The organism is Cetobacterium sp. ZOR0034, from assembly GCF_000799075.1.
Taxonomy (GTDB): Bacteria; Fusobacteriota; Fusobacteriia; order Fusobacteriales; family Fusobacteriaceae; genus Cetobacterium_A.
The window spans coordinates 1-17,532 of record NZ_JTLI01000057.1 but is presented as its reverse complement, the minus strand read 5'-3'; the positions used below and the strand labels follow the sequence as shown (position 1 = coordinate 17,532).

The 17,532-nt window shown below is 26.9% G+C and carries 15 protein-coding genes and 1 pseudogene; 9 read left to right on the top strand and 7 right to left on the bottom strand.

The features are described from left to right. Positions 1-616: 616 nt before the first annotated feature. A complete protein-coding gene (gene tetA(P) / locus L992_RS10505; RefSeq protein ID WP_047396132.1) occupies positions 617-1,879 on the top strand; it encodes a tetracycline efflux MFS transporter TetA(P) in 1,263 nt (420 codons plus the stop codon). Beyond that, positions 1,863-3,809, top strand: coding sequence for a tetracycline resistance ribosomal protection protein TetB(P) (gene tetB(P), locus L992_RS10500; protein ID WP_023050237.1), 1,947 nt, complete (start codon positions 1,863-1,865; stop codon positions 3,807-3,809). Before tetA(P) ends, tetB(P) begins: the two co-directional genes overlap by 17 nt. A 229-nt stretch (positions 3,810-4,038) precedes the next feature. On the opposite strand, the gene L992_RS10495 is transcribed toward tetB(P), so the two are convergent. Both L992_RS10495 and L992_RS10490 read right to left on the bottom strand, forming a co-directional pair. After that, positions 4,039-5,268, bottom strand: a complete 1,230-nt coding sequence (locus L992_RS10495; protein ID WP_047396129.1) for an IS256 family transposase — start codon at positions 5,266-5,268, stop codon at positions 4,039-4,041. Positions 5,269-5,392: 124 nt separating this feature from the next. Continuing rightward, positions 5,393-6,625 (bottom strand): replication initiation protein, encoded by a 1,233-nt coding sequence (locus L992_RS10490; RefSeq protein ID WP_047384054.1) that lies wholly within the window; start codon positions 6,623-6,625, stop codon positions 5,393-5,395. A 214-nt stretch (positions 6,626-6,839) separates the two neighbouring features. Between L992_RS10490 and L992_RS10485 the strand changes: the two genes are divergently transcribed. From L992_RS10485 to L992_RS10460, 6 genes are read left to right on the top strand one after another with little or no spacing between them, the layout of a single operon-like run. Continuing rightward, a complete protein-coding gene (locus tag L992_RS10485; RefSeq protein ID WP_047384056.1) occupies positions 6,840-7,262 on the top strand; it encodes a PTS sugar transporter subunit IIA in 423 nt (140 codons plus the stop codon). A 15-nt stretch (positions 7,263-7,277) separates the two neighbouring features. Further along, positions 7,278-7,739: a PTS sugar transporter subunit IIB gene (locus L992_RS10480; protein WP_047384058.1), complete on the top strand. Its 462-nt coding sequence runs from the start codon at positions 7,278-7,280 to the stop codon at positions 7,737-7,739. Positions 7,740-7,756: 17 nt separating this feature from the next. Next, on the top strand, positions 7,757-8,536 hold the full coding sequence (locus L992_RS10475; RefSeq protein WP_047396126.1) for a PTS mannose/fructose/sorbose/N-acetylgalactosamine transporter subunit IIC: 780 nt from the start codon (positions 7,757-7,759) through the stop codon (positions 8,534-8,536). Further along, positions 8,526-9,350, top strand: coding sequence for a PTS system mannose/fructose/sorbose family transporter subunit IID (locus tag L992_RS10470; RefSeq protein WP_197053419.1), 825 nt, complete (start codon positions 8,526-8,528; stop codon positions 9,348-9,350). Before L992_RS10475 ends, L992_RS10470 begins: the two co-directional genes overlap by 11 nt. A gap of 11 nt (positions 9,351-9,361) precedes the next feature. Then, positions 9,362-10,417 (top strand): SIS domain-containing protein, encoded by a 1,056-nt coding sequence (locus L992_RS10465; protein WP_047384062.1) that lies wholly within the window; start codon positions 9,362-9,364, stop codon positions 10,415-10,417. Between the two features lie 19 nt (positions 10,418-10,436). Further along, the gene (locus L992_RS10460) at positions 10,437-11,465 is read left to right on the top strand and encodes an SIS domain-containing protein (RefSeq protein WP_231549786.1); all 1,029 of its coding nucleotides are present in this window, start codon (positions 10,437-10,439) and stop codon (positions 11,463-11,465) included. A gap of 368 nt (positions 11,466-11,833) precedes the next feature. On the opposite strand, the gene L992_RS10455 is transcribed toward L992_RS10460, so the two are convergent. The 5 genes from L992_RS10455 to L992_RS10435 all read right to left on the bottom strand — a co-directional run bounded on the left by L992_RS10455 (position 11,834) and on the right by L992_RS10435 (position 17,211). Then, positions 11,834-12,076 carry a Tn3 family transposase gene (locus L992_RS10455; RefSeq protein ID WP_197053418.1) on the bottom strand — a complete coding sequence of 81 codons (243 nt, stop codon included), beginning with the start codon at positions 12,074-12,076 and terminating at the stop codon, positions 11,834-11,836. A 48-nt stretch (positions 12,077-12,124) separates the two neighbouring features. Beyond that, positions 12,125-14,887 (bottom strand): Tn3 family transposase, encoded by a 2,763-nt coding sequence (locus L992_RS10450; RefSeq protein ID WP_047384220.1) that lies wholly within the window; start codon positions 14,885-14,887, stop codon positions 12,125-12,127. Beyond that, the gene (locus L992_RS10445; protein WP_047384222.1) at positions 14,877-15,530 is read right to left on the bottom strand and encodes a recombinase family protein; all 654 of its coding nucleotides are present in this window, start codon (positions 15,528-15,530) and stop codon (positions 14,877-14,879) included. Before L992_RS10445 ends, L992_RS10450 begins: the two co-directional genes overlap by 11 nt. A gap of 530 nt (positions 15,531-16,060) precedes the next feature. Further along, a complete protein-coding gene (locus tag L992_RS10440) occupies positions 16,061-16,315 on the bottom strand; it encodes a Mor transcription activator family protein (RefSeq protein WP_023050238.1) in 255 nt (84 codons plus the stop codon). Between the two features lie 95 nt (positions 16,316-16,410). Next, the gene (locus L992_RS10435) at positions 16,411-17,211 is read right to left on the bottom strand and encodes a DUF2971 domain-containing protein (protein WP_023050239.1); all 801 of its coding nucleotides are present in this window, start codon (positions 17,209-17,211) and stop codon (positions 16,411-16,413) included. Positions 17,212-17,301: 90 nt separating this feature from the next. Between L992_RS10435 and L992_RS13905 the strand changes: the two are divergent. Further along, a pseudogene (locus L992_RS13905) lies at positions 17,302-17,418 on the top strand (helix-turn-helix domain-containing protein); the annotation flags it as partial. Positions 17,419-17,532: the final 114 nt, after the last annotated feature.

Below are 17,532 nucleotides of genomic sequence, written 5' to 3'. Positions count from 1 at the left end.
TATTTATCTCCAGCTGATTATCAGAAACAAGTTGCATAATTTATAAAATTATGTTTAAAAACTTGACTTAATACCAAAATTTATATATAATGTAATTATACTAAAATATAAACATGAAAAATATAAATGTAAAGGGGTTATAAATATGCGCAAAGAGGTAGTTTTTAACTAAACTAACTGAATAAGGATTATTTTAAAAAGTATATGAAAAAATCTTGAATAACTCAAGGTTTATTTGTGGTAGAATCAATTATTGATATTACCATGTTTGTTTGTGTACTCTAAAAATAATCAGTATTATAATGAGCATGTTACACCTCTATTTGCAGAATAGGAAAACTGTGTTCTAAACACGGTATTTTTATGTCTATTTTTGCTACATTTATAGATATGGTATAAGATTTTAATTTGAATAGCTTAATAATAAGCTATATAAATTAAAGTTCTATATTTCATGTTTATATTTAGGTTATATAATTATGAGGCTGTAAGTGAATTATATTCATTTACAGCCTTTTTTTATTTAAGGAGATTATTTTGATGATTTATATATTTAAATATGAAGATTATGAAAAACAAACAAATTTTTTAAGAAATATTAGGATGGTGATGATTAATGGTTAATAAACTTTCAGCATATAAAACTTATTTATTATTTTCAGCTATTACAGCAATGTGTTTTTCGCTAGTAGCTACAGTTATGATAGTGTATCACATTGAAACGGTGCATTTAAATCCACTTCAGCTTATACTTGTTGGAACTACTTTAGAAGTAGCATGCTTTATATTTGAAATTCCTACAGGCATAGTTGCAGATGTGTACAGTCGTAAACTATCTATTGTTATTGGTGTAGTTTTAACAGGAGTGGGATTTATTTTAGAAGGTTCTATTTCTAGTTTCGTTTTCATACTTGCAGCACAGATTATATGGGGATTAGGTTCTACTTTTATCAGTGGATCTGTTGAAGCTTGGATTGCGGAAGAAGAGAAAGATAAAGATTTGGATAAAATTTATATAAAGGGAGCACAAGCAGGACAGATAGGATCGGTTATTGGAATAGTACTAAGCACTGTAATAGCTAATTTCTCTGTAAGACTACCTATTATAGTTAGTGGAGTTTTATTTATAATTCTTGCATTATTTTTATGGTTATATATGCCAGAAAATAATTTTAAATCATCTGCTCCAGAGGATTTAAATACATTCAAAAAGATGGGATATACCTTTAAATCTGGTATTAAATTTATAAAAAGCAAACCTATAATTATAATTTTGCTTTCAGTAACTTTATTTTATGGATTATCCAGTGAAGGTTATGATAGACTTTCTAATGTGCATTTTTTACAAGATACTATGCTTCCTAAACTTGGAAACCTTAAATCAGTGACTTGGTTCGGAATTTTTGGAATTTCAGGAATGATATTGAGTGCTATAGTAATGCATTTTATGGCAAAAAAGCTTAAGGATGATGATAAGAATCAAAATGGAAAGCTGTTATTATGTATAAATATATTTTATATATCATTTATGTTCATATTTGCTATTACAAAAAGCTTTAACTTAATGCTAATAGCTTATTTAGCGACAAGTACCTTTAGAACTATAAATGAACCTATATTTAGTGCATGGCTTAATGGACATATAGATGACAAGGCCAGAGCTACTGTACTTTCTATAAATGGACAAATAAATTCCTTAGGTCAAATTTTAGGTGGACCAATTATAGGAATCATAGCTACAAATATTTCAGTAAGTATGGGTATAGCATGTACTTCGTTATTAGTAACACCGGTATTAGTGTTATATATTGTTGTTATGATAATGGATAAAAAGGTGGTTGATAGAGTTGGAGGTATTGATTATGAAGAAAATAATTAATATAGGAATCGTAGCACACGTGGATGCAGGAAAAACAACTATAACAGAAAACTTATTATATTATAGTGGAGCTATAAAATCAGTTGGAAGAGTTGATCTAGGCAATACACAGACGGATTCTATGGAGCTTGAACGTAAGAGAGGAATTACCATTAAATCGTCAACCATATCTTTTAATTGGAATAATGTTAAGGTTAATATTGTTGATACTCCAGGACATGTGGATTTTATTTCGGAAGTTGAACGTTCATTAAGTGGCTTAGATGGAGCAATACTAGTTATATCAGGAGTAGAGGGAATTCAGTCACAAACAAGAATATTATTTGACACATTAAAGGAGTTAAACATTCCAACAATAATTTTTGTAAATAAGCTAGATAGAATTGGTGCAAATTTCAATAAAGTATTTGAAGAGATAAAGAAGAATATGTCCAATAAAGTAGTTAGATTACAAGAAGTATATGATGCAGGAAGCAAAGCTGTTTATTTTGATACATGCATAATAAATGATGATGCTATTAATGTTTTATCAGACTTAGACGAAGCATTTTTAGAAAGATATATTGGTGGAATAGAACCTGATAAAGAAGAAATACAAGAAAAGCTTTCATTATATGCAAGGGAAGGAAGTCTATATCCAGTATTTTGTGGTGCTGCAGCAATTGGACTTGGAGTTGAAGATTTATTAGATGGAATTTGTAGTTATTTTCCATTTTCAGGTGATGATTGTGAAAGTGATTTATCTGGAGTAGTGTTTAAAATCGAAAGAGCAAGTAAAAATGAAAAGAAGGTTTATGTAAGATTATTTGGAGGAAAAATATCTGTAAGAGATAAAATTCAAGTACCTAATAAGGAGCTAGCAGAAAAAGTAAAGAAAATTAATAGGCTAGAAAATGGTGTAATTATTGAAGCACAGAGGATAGAAGCAGGGGATATAGGTATTTTATATGGACTTACAAGTTTCCAAGTGGGAGATGTTATTGGAATTTCAAATAATAAAATTAAAAATATATCTATAGCTAAACCAGCATTAAAAACAACAATTTCTGCAATTGATAAAGAAAAAAATCCAGAGCTATTTAAAGCATTAATATTACTTGCAGAGGAAGATCCACTACTAGAATTAGAGATGAATGACATGGATAAAGAAATTTATGTCAACTTATTCGGTGAAGTTCAAATGGAAATACTAAGTTCTATCTTAGATGATTTATATGGAATAAAAGTAGAGTTTTCGAATATTGAGACTATCTATAAGGAAACACCTAAAGGTTTTGGATCATCAATAATGCATATGCAGGAAGACTTAAATCCATTTTGGGCGACAGTAGGCTTAGAAATAGAACCAGCAGGGAGAGGCGAAGGTCTTAGGTATATTTCTAATGTTTCAGTAGGGTCATTGCCAAAATCTTTTCAAAATGCAATTGAAGAAGCAGTTATTAAGACAAGCAAACAAGGATTATTTGGATGGGAGGTTACAGATGTAAAAGTCACTCTTAGCTGTGGTGAATTTTTTAGTCCAGCCAGCACTCCAGCAGATTTTAGAAATGTGACACCTATGGTATTAATGGAAGCATTATATAAAGCACAAACTGTTTTATTAGAGCCATTACATGAGTTTGATTTAAGGATTCCTCAAAATGCTTTAAGTAAAGCGGTATGGGATTTAGAAACTATGAGGGCAACCTTTGATAATCCTATTGTTATAGGGGATGAATTCTCAATAAAGGGATTAATTCCAGTAGAAAATTCAAAAGAATATAAAATGAAAATAGCTTCATATACAGAAGGTAGGGGAATGTTTGTGACAAAATTTTATGGGTATAAGGAAGTTTCCGCTGGATTTGCAAAAGCACGCCAAAAAACAACTTATGATCCATTGAATAAAAAAGAGTATTTGCTTCATAAATTAAACGCAATTAGAGATTAAATTTAAATAGATAAGTTAAATTTTTATAGGCCAACCTGCGTTTTTTCTGAGTCTTCTTCAAATTTTGTGTAAACTCTAAAAATTAAGAGTAATATTTTATATTTTTTAGGGATGATTTATTTTTAAGTCATCCCTTTTTAAATATCAATTTTTAAATATTTTAGTGTAATTTTAATAAAGTGGATGAATTTTCCCACTTTATTAATTTTATAAATTTATACGCTTAATTTTAAATTCTTCCTTCAAAATATATTTGGAATTGTGAAATCATTTGTCCCCAATCTCTTTGACGGCTTGTCCATTTTTTTGTAATGTCTTGCGTTGCTAGATACAGCATCTTTAACAAACTATCATCTGTAGGGAAAACCGATTTGTTTTTTGTGACTTTTCTTAACTGTCTATTGTACCCTTCAATTGTATTTGTTGTATAAATTAAAGTTCTTATTTCTTGAGGATATTTAAAATATGTTGATAATCTAGGCCAGTTATTTTTCCAAGATATTGCAATTTTAGGATATTTTTTACCCCATTTTTCATCAAATAATTCTAAATTTAGTAGCGCATTTTCTTCTGTAGCTGCCTTATATACTAGCTTTAGATCAGCGATTAATGCTTTTATATCTTTATACGACACAAATTGAGTAGAGCTTCTTATTTGATGAATTATACACTGTTGGATTTGAGTTTGAGGATAGACAGCTTCTATGGCATTAGAAAATCCTGTAAGTCCATCAACACAAGCAATTAATATATCTTCTACGCCTCTAGATTTAAGTTCATTCAACTTACTAAGCCAAAATTTTGCAGATTCATTTTCTCCAACCCACATTCCAATGACGTCTTTTTCGCCTGAAGAACTAATTCCAATAGCTATATAGACAGCTTTTTTTACAATTTGTCCTTCACTTCTTACGTGATAGTGGATAGCATCCATAAAAACAATAGGATAAACTGCCTCTAAAGGGCGAGTTTGCCATTCTTTAACAAGAGGTAGGATCTTATCTGTAATTCTAGTAATAGAGCTATCCGAAACTTGATATCCATAAATCTCTTCAATGTGAGATTCAATGTCACTAGTTGTCATTCCTTTAGCATACATAGAAATTATTTTAGCTTCTAAATCTTGTCCTATTGTATTTTGATGTTTTTTGACAACTTGAGGTTCGTATTCGCCATTTCTATCACGGGGAACATTAACTTCAATTTCACCAGCGCTACTTTTAAGTTTCTTTGAGCTATATCCATTTCTTGAGTTGTTAGATTCTTTATTCCGATAGTCATATTTAGTATATCCTAACTCCTCCTCTAGCTCCCCTTGATAAAACTCTTCAATCATAACTTTCATCATATCTTTAAAAAAAGTATTAAGATCGTCAGGACTAGAGATAGGGTTTTGCTTCAAAAATTCTCTTACTTTAATTCTTTTTTGCTTTTCTTCTTCAGTCATATTTCTTCTCATAAAAAAACCTCCAAGTTAGATAATTTAATATTACCCCAACTTGAAGGTTTACACAAATATTTAATTAGACCCCAAAAAGTTGTAGAGAGATCTACAACTTTTTTTATACTTAGAAAAAACAGTATTACTCTTTAAAAAAAATAGATATCCAACTTTCAAAGTAACTAGCGTTAAACTCAGCTAAAATAATAATTTTATTATCTTCATAAAAACTTGTTTTATTCTTATTAAGATTATTAATAAATTTACTATATGGTGAGTCATCGTTTGCTTTTAGATTATCAGAGTTCAAAACTTTAAAAAAGTTAGAAACTAAATAAGCGTGAGATAAATTGACATTGTCAATTTCTTTAAAAAGAGTATTTTTAAACATATTAAAATCACTAATTTTGATTTTTGTATTACTTATAAGTCTATATTTCTCAGAATAAGTTTTAAGTTTTGTATTATGTTTAGTTTGAACATAGTTATATTTTATAGACTCTATTAAAAATTTATCAAAATTACCGTTATTATGAATAAAAGAATAATAAATATTATTTTTTAAATATTCATAACTTTTAGATTCATAATATTTTTCAATTAATTGGTTTAAATATGTAGTGTTCTCAGAATAAGGTTTAATTAAATTAAAAAGAGCACTTAAATTTTTTTCCTTGATAGTTTCAGGAGTACTAATAATTATAAATTTTATTCCAATCACTTTACTATTATTACATAAATTTTTCTTAATTTTGTGATATTCAATTTTATAGCCAGTAAAGGTTTCAATCTCTTTTAAAGCTGGGATTAAGATACTATTTTCAAGATCATAAAATCGAGAATACTTATTTTCAAAGTCAATTATATTTTTAAGATTTTCTAGAGAAATATCTATAGTGGAATTATTATACATAGTTTTAATAAAAAGAAATAAATTTCTTGAATAAGATGAATTAAAACTTAAAAGTATATTTAATTGAAAAAGTTTAAAATCATTTTTTTCAGTATTAAAAATTTTATAAAAATCATTGTTAATATTTAATTCATAGGTATCATTATTTTTTAAGTATGAAGATATGATACATAAAGATAATTCAAAAGAGTTAAGTTCAGATTTTTCATAAGTTATGTTAATTCGTTTAGAGGTAAATTTAGTTAAAAAAGAATCGATAGTATCAAATTGACTTAAATTCAAAATTTTTAAAAATTTTGATTTTGTTAAAGTTATTTTTCTTAAATCCTTTTCAATTATTTCTTTTATGATATATTCTTTGAGCAATATATCATTTTTAGAAAATCGTTTTGAAAAAGTTACCTTGCTATTCATAAATGAGTAATGTGTAAAATTTTTTTCAATAATTAGATTTTTTTTCATTATAGTATCTCCTTTTGTTAAAAAAATAGATTAAAGCAAACGAAAAAATTATATATAAAAAAACGTGAGTATATAAAAAAACATTGATTTTACAGTAATATAATACCTCATTAATATCGAATAATCTAGAGAAATAAACAAAAAATATGAAAAATTTGACTAAAAAAATTAAAAAAGGTATATCAATAATAACAATAAAAAAAGGAGGGATAAAATGATTCAATTTATAGTTGCAACTCATGGAAAATTTGCAGAAGGAATAAAAACATCTATCGAATTAATTATTGGAAATATTGATAATTTAGAAATATTAAATTGTTATATAACTCAAAATTTTAATTTAAAAGAAGAAGTTGAATTTATTTTAAAAAAATATCCGAAAGAAGAGTTAATTGTTTTAACAGATATATTTGGAGGAAGTGTAAATAATGAGTTTTTAGAAAATATATCTAACTATAAAAATTTAAATATTATTTCAGGAGTAAATTTACCATTAATTTTAACATTAATAGAAAAACAAAATGATTATGACAATATAAAAGAATTGATACGTGAAAGTATAGAAGAATGTAGTAATTCTTTAATTTATTGTAATGATGAGCTAGAAAAAAAAATAGAAGAGGACCAAGAGTTCTAAAAATGGAGGAGTGTTATGATTCTTTTATTAAGGGTAGATCATAGATTATTACATGGACAAGTTGCATTTTCATGGATACAAAATTTAGGAGCAGATTGTATATTGATAGCTAATGACAGTGTAGTAAATGATGAATTAAGAAAAACAACAATGAAGTTAGCAAAACCACAAGAAGTAAAATTAGTAATAAAAAATATAGAGGACTCAATACAAGCTTTAAAATCTGGTGTTACAGATAAATATAAACTTTTTATAGTTGTAGAATCTGTTGAGGATGCTTATAAAATAGCCAGTGAGGTAGATAACATAAAACAAATAAATCTAGGAGGAGTTAAAGCGAGAGAAAATAGTAGAAATATATCAAAAGCAGTAAATTTATTAGAAGAGGAAAAAAATCTTTTAAAAGAACTTCAAAGTTTGGGGATTGAGATTGAAATTAGGCAAGTGGCTAATGATACTAAAGTTTTATATAGATAGAAAAGGGGAGGATAGATATGATGCAAGCATTTTTATTAGCATTAGTAGCTTTTATAGCTCAATGTGATTATGCCTTAGGAACAAGCTTAATATCAAGACCAATAGTAACTGGATTTTTAACTGGGTTAGTAATGGGAGATTTAAAAATGGGATTGATAATGGGAGCTACATTGGAGTTAGCTTTTATTGGATCTTTTGCTATTGGAGGAGCAATTCCACCAGATGTAGTGACTGGAGGAATATTAGGAGTTGCCTTTGCAATATCTTCAGGTGCTGGTGCAGAGACAGCTTTATTACTGGCTTTACCAATTGCAACATTTACTTTAATTTTAAAAAATGCGTATCTAGGAGTTGTTATACCAATATTAGGTCACAAAGCTGATGAATATGCAGATGAGTGTAATATAAAAGGAATAGAGCGCATGCATTTAATATCTGGATTTGGTTTATCTTTGATGTTGGCGATAATAGTATTCTTTTCATATTTATTAGGAAGTAATGCAGTATCTTTGGTTTTACAGGCAATACCAGAATTTATTCATAAAGGGTTAGCAATAACAACTGGATTGATTCCAACTCTTGGATTTGCAATGTTAGCAAAACTTCTTATAAATAAAAAAGTTTTACCATATTTTTTCGTTGGCTTTGCCATTGCAATTTATACAGAAATCCCATTGACAGGAATTGCAATATTTGGTGCTTTAATAGCGTTAATAACAGTAAATCCAATGTCACAAAGACAGTTAGTAGAAAGTGGAAACTTAAGTGAGAAAGGAGATGGTGATGATGATTTCTAATAAAAAAGATGAGAAAGATATTACACAAAAAGATTTGAATAAGATATTTTGGAGATCTTTTCAAATGGAATTCTCATGGAATTATGAAAGACAAATGAACTTAGCATATGCATATGCAATAGCACCAATATTAAAAAAAATATATACAAATAATCATTTAAAATTAAAAAAAGCTTTGAAACGTCATCTAGAGTTTTTTAATATGACTCCTTGGATTGTAACTTTAATGTTAGGAATATCAGTAGTTCTTGAAGAGGAAAATAAAAAAGATGGAAAATTTGATGAAAACTCAATAAATGGAATAAAAACAGCATTAATGGGTCCATTATCAGGAATAGGAGATTCTTTCTTTTGGGGAACTTTAAGATTAATTGCCACAGGGATTGGAACAGCTCTTTCATTACAGGGAAATATATTAGGTCCAATTTTATTTCTATTGGTATTTAATATTCCACATATAATTATAAGATATCTTTTTATAAAGTTAGGTTATAAATTGGGAGTAGACTTTTTAACTAAACTTGAAAAATCAGGAGCAGTTGAGAAAGTTACTTACGGAGCAACTATATTAGGATTAATTGTTATTGGAGGAATGACAGCAAGAATGGTAGAAATTTCAACACCATTAGCTTTTAAAGCTGGAGGTTCAACAATAGAAGTCCAAAGTATTTTAGATGATATAATGCCTGGTATTTTAAAATTAGGAATCTTTGGTATTGTGTATTATTTATTAAATAAAAATGTTAAACCAATAACAATACTTTTAGGAATGGCAATATTTGGAATTTTTGGAACTTTAGTTGGGTTCTTTTAAGAGGTACATTTATGGAAACTATGTTAAGTAATATATATGATGAAAAGAATACTTTAACAAATATTTTATTAAATTTTCAAGATAAAAATAAACATATTTTAAAAGATTTAAAAGACTATAAAATTAAAAGAATTTTAATTTTAGCTACAGGTTCTTCTATTAATGCGGCAATTACAGTCAAATATTTTTTACAAGATATATTAGAAGCTAAAGTTTTTATAGAGGAACCATCTATTTTTTATGATTATGAAAAAATAGATTTAGATTTAGATTTGATTATTGTAATATCTCAAAGTGGAAAAAGTACTTCAACAATAAATGCTACTAAAAAAATAGCTGAAATATTAAAAAAACCAGTAATAATAGTAACAAACAACTTAGAAAGCTCAATAACAAAATATTCACAATATATTTTAGATTTAAATATAGGTATAGAAAATGTAGGATTTGTAACTAAAGGTTTTAGTGGAACTGTTTTAAATTTATTCTTATTGGGAATAAATTTAAAAAATCAACATTTTAAATACTTTGGAGAGTTGGAATATTTAATTGGCAATATAAACACAGTTATTGAAAATACTAATTTATACTTTGAAAAAAATAAAGAAATTTTAAGAGAGATAAATAGATTTATATGCTTAGGTTATGGGGCAAATTATGGTATTACAAAAGAGTTCGAAACTAAATTTACAGAAGTAGTTAGATGTCCATCAACAGGTCATGAACTTGAAGCGTATATGCATGGACCATATTTAGAAGCTAATAATTCAAATGCTATATTTTATTTGGATTTAGATTTAACTATTCCATTGTCAAAAAGACTACATATTTTAAAAAAATATATGGGAAATTATATTGGATTTTCAACAATTATAACGAATAGCGATAATAAAGATAGTCAAACAATAAATTTGAATGTATCAAAAGATATAAATCCAAATTTTTTAACTTTATTATATGTTATTCCAATTCAAGTATTAAGCTATAGAATAGCTAAAGAAAAGAAAATTAATGTAGAAAAAAAGATTTTTACAGATTTTGATTTAGTTTTAAAAAGTAAAATATAAATATAAATGGAGGGTAATTATGTCAAAATATTCTGAAATGTTAAAATTTAAAGAGGAGGAGTATAGAAATAGTGCTAAGTTAATAGGAGAGGCTAAACCAATAGCAGAAGAAATTGCTAATATAGTTACAAAAGATGGGTTTTCAAATATATTTTTTACAGCAGTTGGAGGTAGTTTAGCACCTTTAATGGCAATGGGAGAGATTGCAAAGCAACTTACAGAACTACCTGTTTATGTAGAACAAGCAGCGGAGTTAATTGTAAGAGGACATAAGGCTTTAACAGAAAAATCATTAATAATAACTTTGTCAAAATCAGGAGATACAAAAGAAACAGTTGAAATGGCTAAAAAATATAAAGAGATGGGGATAAGAGTTATATCTTGTACAAAAAATTTAGAATCTCCTTTAGCTAAAAATTCTAATTATGTAATTCCAATGAGACATGAAAATGGTGTAGAGTATGAGTATATGCTATTATTTTGGTTATTTTTTAAAATTTTGTCAAATAGAGGAGAGTTTTTAGATTATAATGATTTTGGAAATCAGTTATTATTACTACCAGAAAATTTATTAGAGGCAAAACTACAATTTGATCCTCAAGCAAAAGAAATGGCAAAACAGTATTATAAAGAGCCATATATGATTTGGATTGGTGGTGGTGAAGTGTGGGGTGAGACGTATCTATTCTCAATGTGTTTGTTGGAAGAGATGCAATGGTTAAAAACAAAGTCTGTTACAAGTTCAGAATTTTTCCATGGAACTTTAGAAATAGTCGAGGAAGATACTTGTGTATTTTTAGTTAAAGGTTCTGGAAAAACAAGAGTTTTAGATGATAGAGCTGAAAAGTTTTTAAAGAAATACACAAAAAAATTAAGTATTATTGATACATTAGATTTTAAATTAAACGGAATAGATGAAAAATATCGTTGGATAATAGCACCAACAATTGCATCAACAGTTTTGGTTGATCGATTGGCGTTTCATTTTGAAGATAATACAAAACACTCTCTTGATATTAGAAGATATTATAGACAGTTTGATTATTAAAAAAAGAAATAATACAAAAGAAATTGGCCAGTCTAGAGGTTTTAGAAGAAGTAAAGGAAAAGAATAATAAGTAAGAAGTGATATTTTAAGAGTAAAATTGGTGATTTATGCTAAATTTATAAACTTTTACAAGAAAAATATTATAAAATAAGATTGACATACAAATATTATTATTTTATGTCCAAAAGTCCATAAAAATAACTCTTTAATTTGAGATTTAAGGTGTTCATTTGAAATTGACCTAATTAGTAGCCGTAAGATTAAAAAATTATAGATAAAAAGCTGTAGATGGGGTTCCGTCAGGAAAACGCGGAATAACAACGCTAAGGATTTTCCTGACCACCCATAACCCCTTTATTTTCAACACTTTAACCTATATTTAATTCTCTTAAAAATTCTAAAGAAGTAGTGCAATTTGAATCAAAATTATATTCTCCTAAAAGATTAATATGTTCCCAAGCAAGAGGAGAGATATTCCCTAGTAGATCCTCATCAACCTCTTCAATAGTTTTTAAGTATTCAAGAGCTTTTTCTAAGTAAATTGTATTCCAAATATTAATAGCATTTATAATAATATTAGGCCTCGCGTCGGTTTTTTTGCGTTTCGGCACCAAATTTACAACTTTCTCAATGAAATCAAGGCTTTTGAGGGGTATCCTCTAAACCTTGATTTCTCTTAATCCATCTTTTGTTTCTATTTTTATCTCTTCAAATATATATTTTCCAAGAAAATTTACATGTTGAGTTCCTAAAGGACTAACTCTTTTAAATTCATCTTCGCTAAACCATTCCTCATTTTTTGCTATTGAGTAGATCTTTTCTAAATATCTTGAATTCCAAACAATTAAAGATGATAGCATTATATTTAAACAACTAGCTTTTTCTAACTGACTCTCTATTGAACTTTCGTTAAGTCTTCCATTTTTTCCAAAAAACATCAATCTTGCAACAGAATTAATAGATTCTCCCTTATTTAACATTTGTTGAACTTCTTTTCTTAAATCTCCATTTGAAAAATATTCTAAAATATATTTTGTTTTTAAAATTCTTCCAATTTCTTTTAGTCCTTTGGCTACTCCATTATCACGATTATAAGAATTTATTTTATTAAGAATTAAAGAAGCCTTTACCTTACCGCACTTAATAGATTCAATCATTCTCAAGATTTCATTGTAATTTTCAAGTATTATCTTTTCATTTATTTTTTTAAATTTTCTATTATCTATTTCTATATTTTCAAAAGCATAAAGTTGCTGCTGTTCTAAATTCTTTATTCTAGGTTTAAAATTAAAGCCTAGTAAATATGTTAATGCGAACATTTGTTCTGTATAACCTGCGGTATCTGTAGAATGTCCATATATTTGAAGTTCAGATTCATGATAAAGCAATCCATCTAAAACATGATTACTATCTCTTCCTTCTAACATTTGCACGTAGAATGGTGTATATTGATCACTAACATGTCTATATATGCCTCCACCTTTATTTCCATAATGAGCATTATAATCTGCATAAATAGTTTTTGAATTTATTGGAACTCTCATTCCATCAGAAGATGAATTCTCACCATTTCCCCAATTTTTAACAATATCTAAAGAATGGTGATAATTTACAAGATTTTTTTGAGCTTTAGATAAAGCTTCGTTATTAAAATAATATTCACTAGTTCTTCTCAAAGTAGATTCGTCTATAGAACTTGAAATAGACATTTTTGAGAAACCTATATTATGCCCATTAGACATTAATGTTGCAACTAAAGCTTTTTGTTTTTCAGAGGAGTTAGTGTTTTCTTTGATATGTTCTAATACTCCAGTCCAGGAATTAACTTCATAAAGAATTTCAGTCATAGAAATTTTAGGGAAATAACTATAAATTTTATCACTAAAAATACTTTTTTCATCAACAGAGATATCAGTTGCAAAATTTAATTTTTTAGGGATATTTAGAAGGAGCTTCAAACTTTCTAAAAAACTTTTTCCTTCTTCAGTGCCAACTAAGTTTTCTGTTTCAACTAGATAATGATCGAAACTATTGTATTTCTTACTTTCTCTTACAAAAATATCTCCAGATCTAATATAATCTTTAATAGAATATAACAAGGCTAATTCAACTATTTTTTTGTTTGAATCTAATTTTTTTATATTTTTTTGCCATTGGGTACTAAAGATAGATGTATCTAATTCTATTTTTTTCTTGTATTTTAAATTTGGAAATTCTTTTAGATAGTTTATAAATTCAGGCTTTGTATTGCTATTAAATTCAATACATTCTAATAATTCATTTGTATAATTAAAGCTCTGACCAGATTTTAAAAGAAAATCAATCTCTTCTAATTCTTCTTCTTGAGCTTCTAACTCCTCATTCAATGGAACTAAAAGATTTTGCAACTTTTTAAGCTCATCCACTCCTTCTAAATTAATAACTTTTTTAACAACCTCTTTAAGTTTTAAAAAATTTAATCTAAGATTTTCCTGGTTCTGAAGAGTATAAATCCTAGATTTTTTACGACTTCTTTTCAATATAGTATGTGCATATGTTGATGTAACCTCTATAACCATATCTACAAATTCTTTCCGCTTAAAATATACGAATAGAGCTAAATATGAATATTTTTTATTATCATTAAAGAATTTATCTATTCTAAATTTATCAGATTTTTGAATTTCTAAAGCTAAATATTTTAGTTTGTTATCACTAAGAAAACTTAAGTCTAAAGAAACACCAAATTCATCAAGTTCTTTTATAGCTTTTAAAAGTTCTTTAGCTCCATTAGAATTGGAATTTACATTTATATTTTTTAACCTCGAATATGTAGAAGTTCCAGTAGTTTCTACGTTGAGTAAAGAATATAGTTTCGGAAAATCTTTTATTTGAGCTACTATATTTTGGTAGATTTTATTTTCAGATTTTTCTAGTTCTATCCAAAGTAAATGCTCAATAATTGCAAGTGGTGGAGCTACAATTTTTTTACCTTTTAATAATTTTAATACTTCTTTAACCATAATTAAAGGACTTCCATTAGAAAAAGCTATTCTATAAAATTCCTTTTCAAGATTAGGATCATACTCAAATTTTATGTAATCTAACTTGTCTAAAATTTCTTGAAAATACCTAGTTTTTGTATTTTTAATTTCCCAATATTCATTTAAATTTTTAGCAGTACAATTTAATTGCTCAGAAAGAAATTTAACTATTTTTTCTGGAATAATATGAACATATTCAATTATATTTATATTTTTATTCTTTAAGTACATAAGCTGCAGAGCATATCCTAGTTGATGAGAAGGTTTCTTTAATTTTTTTATTCTTAAAATTTCATTTTTAGAAAGTATAAATTGGGTATTTAAATTTTTATCATTAACCAAAAATTTTAAAATATCCTCCCTATCTCTTTTTGAAAGAATAGTATTTCTATACTCCATTTTCATCATCTCTTTCTTTTTTCATTTTATAAAACATTGCTTTAGAACATCCAATAATATCAAGAGCTTTAGTCATTGGTATATAGTTTGAAGCATCTTTATTTCTTGTTAATGGATAAATATTTTCAAACTTGATTCTCATATCATTATTTTTTTTTCTACCAAATTTAACTCCTTTTGCAATAGCTCTTTTTATTCCTTCTTCCTGTCTTTTTTTAAGTTCTTTTCTCTCCCATTCTGCTTTTAATAAATCTACTTCAAGCATTGTATCAAGTATGACATTAATCATAGCCTCTGCAAGAGAAGTCGCATTTTTATTTAAAAGTTTTTCTTTTAAAAAATCATTTAGATATCCTTGGTCGATAGATTCTAAAATTATATTTCGCTTAGCTAAATTTAGAATGCACTCTCTAACTTCTTTTGCATTTCTTCCAATTCTATCAAGGTTTTTAACAATAATAATATCTCCGCTCTTAATCCAGGTATTTAAAAGCTCATTCCATACCTCTCTATTTTCAAGAGATTTTCCAGATTTTTTTTCTTGAAAAATGACCCTATCATTAGCTCCCATTTCTTTGAAAAGTTCTACCTGTCTATCTAAATTCTGAGTTTCCGAAGAAACTCTCGCATAATAGTATTTCATTCTGTTATCTCCTATAAAATGTTTTATAAATTATACATTTTAATAGAAAACAAGTCTACAATATTCTAAAGTATATAGAGACAAAAGGTTAAAAATAATTAAACAAGTTTTTATAGACAATAAATATATACAAAAATTTCTATCTATAAAAGTTTACTTTTATAGACTTATATAAATAAAAAAGAAGAAAAAGATAAAAAATCTATTTCTTCTGGTTTGGATTTTGTTAATAGCAATCTAGCCATTGATTTTATTGAGAAAATTGCAAATTTGGTGCCGAAACGCAAAAAAACCGACGCGAGGCCAAATTCTAAAATACGTTAACTTTACTTTTTTAGTAATTTACCAGTCTTTTTAATTATTCTCTTTAATTTTTTAATATTGTTATTTAGCTTGTTAACTTCTTAAAATAAAAAGAACTCCATATCTAAAAATAGATTATGGAGCTCTTTTTATTAGTATTTTGTTAAAAATCTAAAACTTTATTTAAGTCGTAATAATACAATTTAATTTCTAAAAATTCAACTTGATTATTTATTTTTCCGAATAATAGCTCTAACATAACTTTCAGACATTCTGTACTTACTCGCTAATTCCTTTACATTAAATCCATTGAACTCTTCTATAATATCTCTATCACGAGCTTCTTTATATATCATCTTTTCAGTAGGAAAATACACAGATGTCCCCCCAAATTCTTCAAATAACACCTTAGTTATATCTATTCCAACTCTCATAGCTATATTTTCAAATTGTGGAGGTAGATCACTCATTTTTAAATCCATAAAATATCCCCCTAAAATATATTTTATATGAATAATTCTACAAATAATCTAAATAACCTACTATATGTATATAATCTTTATCATTATTCTATATCTTACAATCTTGGCTCCCATATTAATTTAGCCTCTAATTTAAATTCATTTTGATTTAAATACATCTTATAAATTTTTATATTTTTACCTTTAGCAATATCCATTATTGATTTCTTAATTTGTTCATCCATATTACTTCCTAAGTAAATCGCTATAGGAGCTATAATATTACTTTGACTTACACATTTTTCCGCAGGTTTTACTAATCTCCATTCTTCTTCATAACTCCACTCTTTAGATTTAGTAAAAATTAATTTTAATTTATCATCTATATCGTTAGGCAAATCATTGCAGTATTTAACTGGTAAAGGCAGTGTAATTAATTCTTTCAACATTTTAAAATCATATTCTAAGCAAAACCCCTTATGCGAATTAGCATAATGACTCCACATTAAAATTGAATCATTCTTTTGAGAAAAACAACTTACTCGAAATGTGCTTCTCACTGTTTTTATAAAGTTCAAACGAGCTTCTTCATTTTTTTTGAAATTTTCTATAAATAATTCATCCTCTTCAATATTTGTTTCTGCTTTGCCAAATATTTTATCTATAGTACTTTTTCTATTCAATATAGTTTCTTTTAAGTCCTCAATTGAATTATCAAATAAAGCCCCACTTACAAATGTATCAAAGGGATCATTAAACCATAACTGTTCGTCTTTAAAATCATCTATAGAATTTTTATTACCAGATCTGTATTTGTACAGTGTCCTTGGTTTATTTGCAACTAAACTTCTATATGCTGTATCACGATCTACATTTTTATAATCCCAAAATAAAGTTCCTAAATCTAAGCTATCCATAAAAAACTCCCCCTTTAACAAACTCTTCTAATAATAAAAGTCCTACAGGACTAAAGTCCCCCAATACTAAGAGGACATTTCAGGCAACATTTAAAACTTTATCAAGAGGGTGAAATGACAGTAAAACAAATCTGTGAAATTACAAATATTTCTCGAGCTTCGATATATCGAAAACTCCTTGAAATTAAAGGGTTAGATTCAATTTAGACAATTCCTTAGCGTTGTTAAATTTTCATAAAAACTTGAAATTTAATGAAATTGAGGGTCTTAACGTTGTTATTCCGCGTTTTCCGGAGCAGCAAGATAAAAAGCTAATAAATA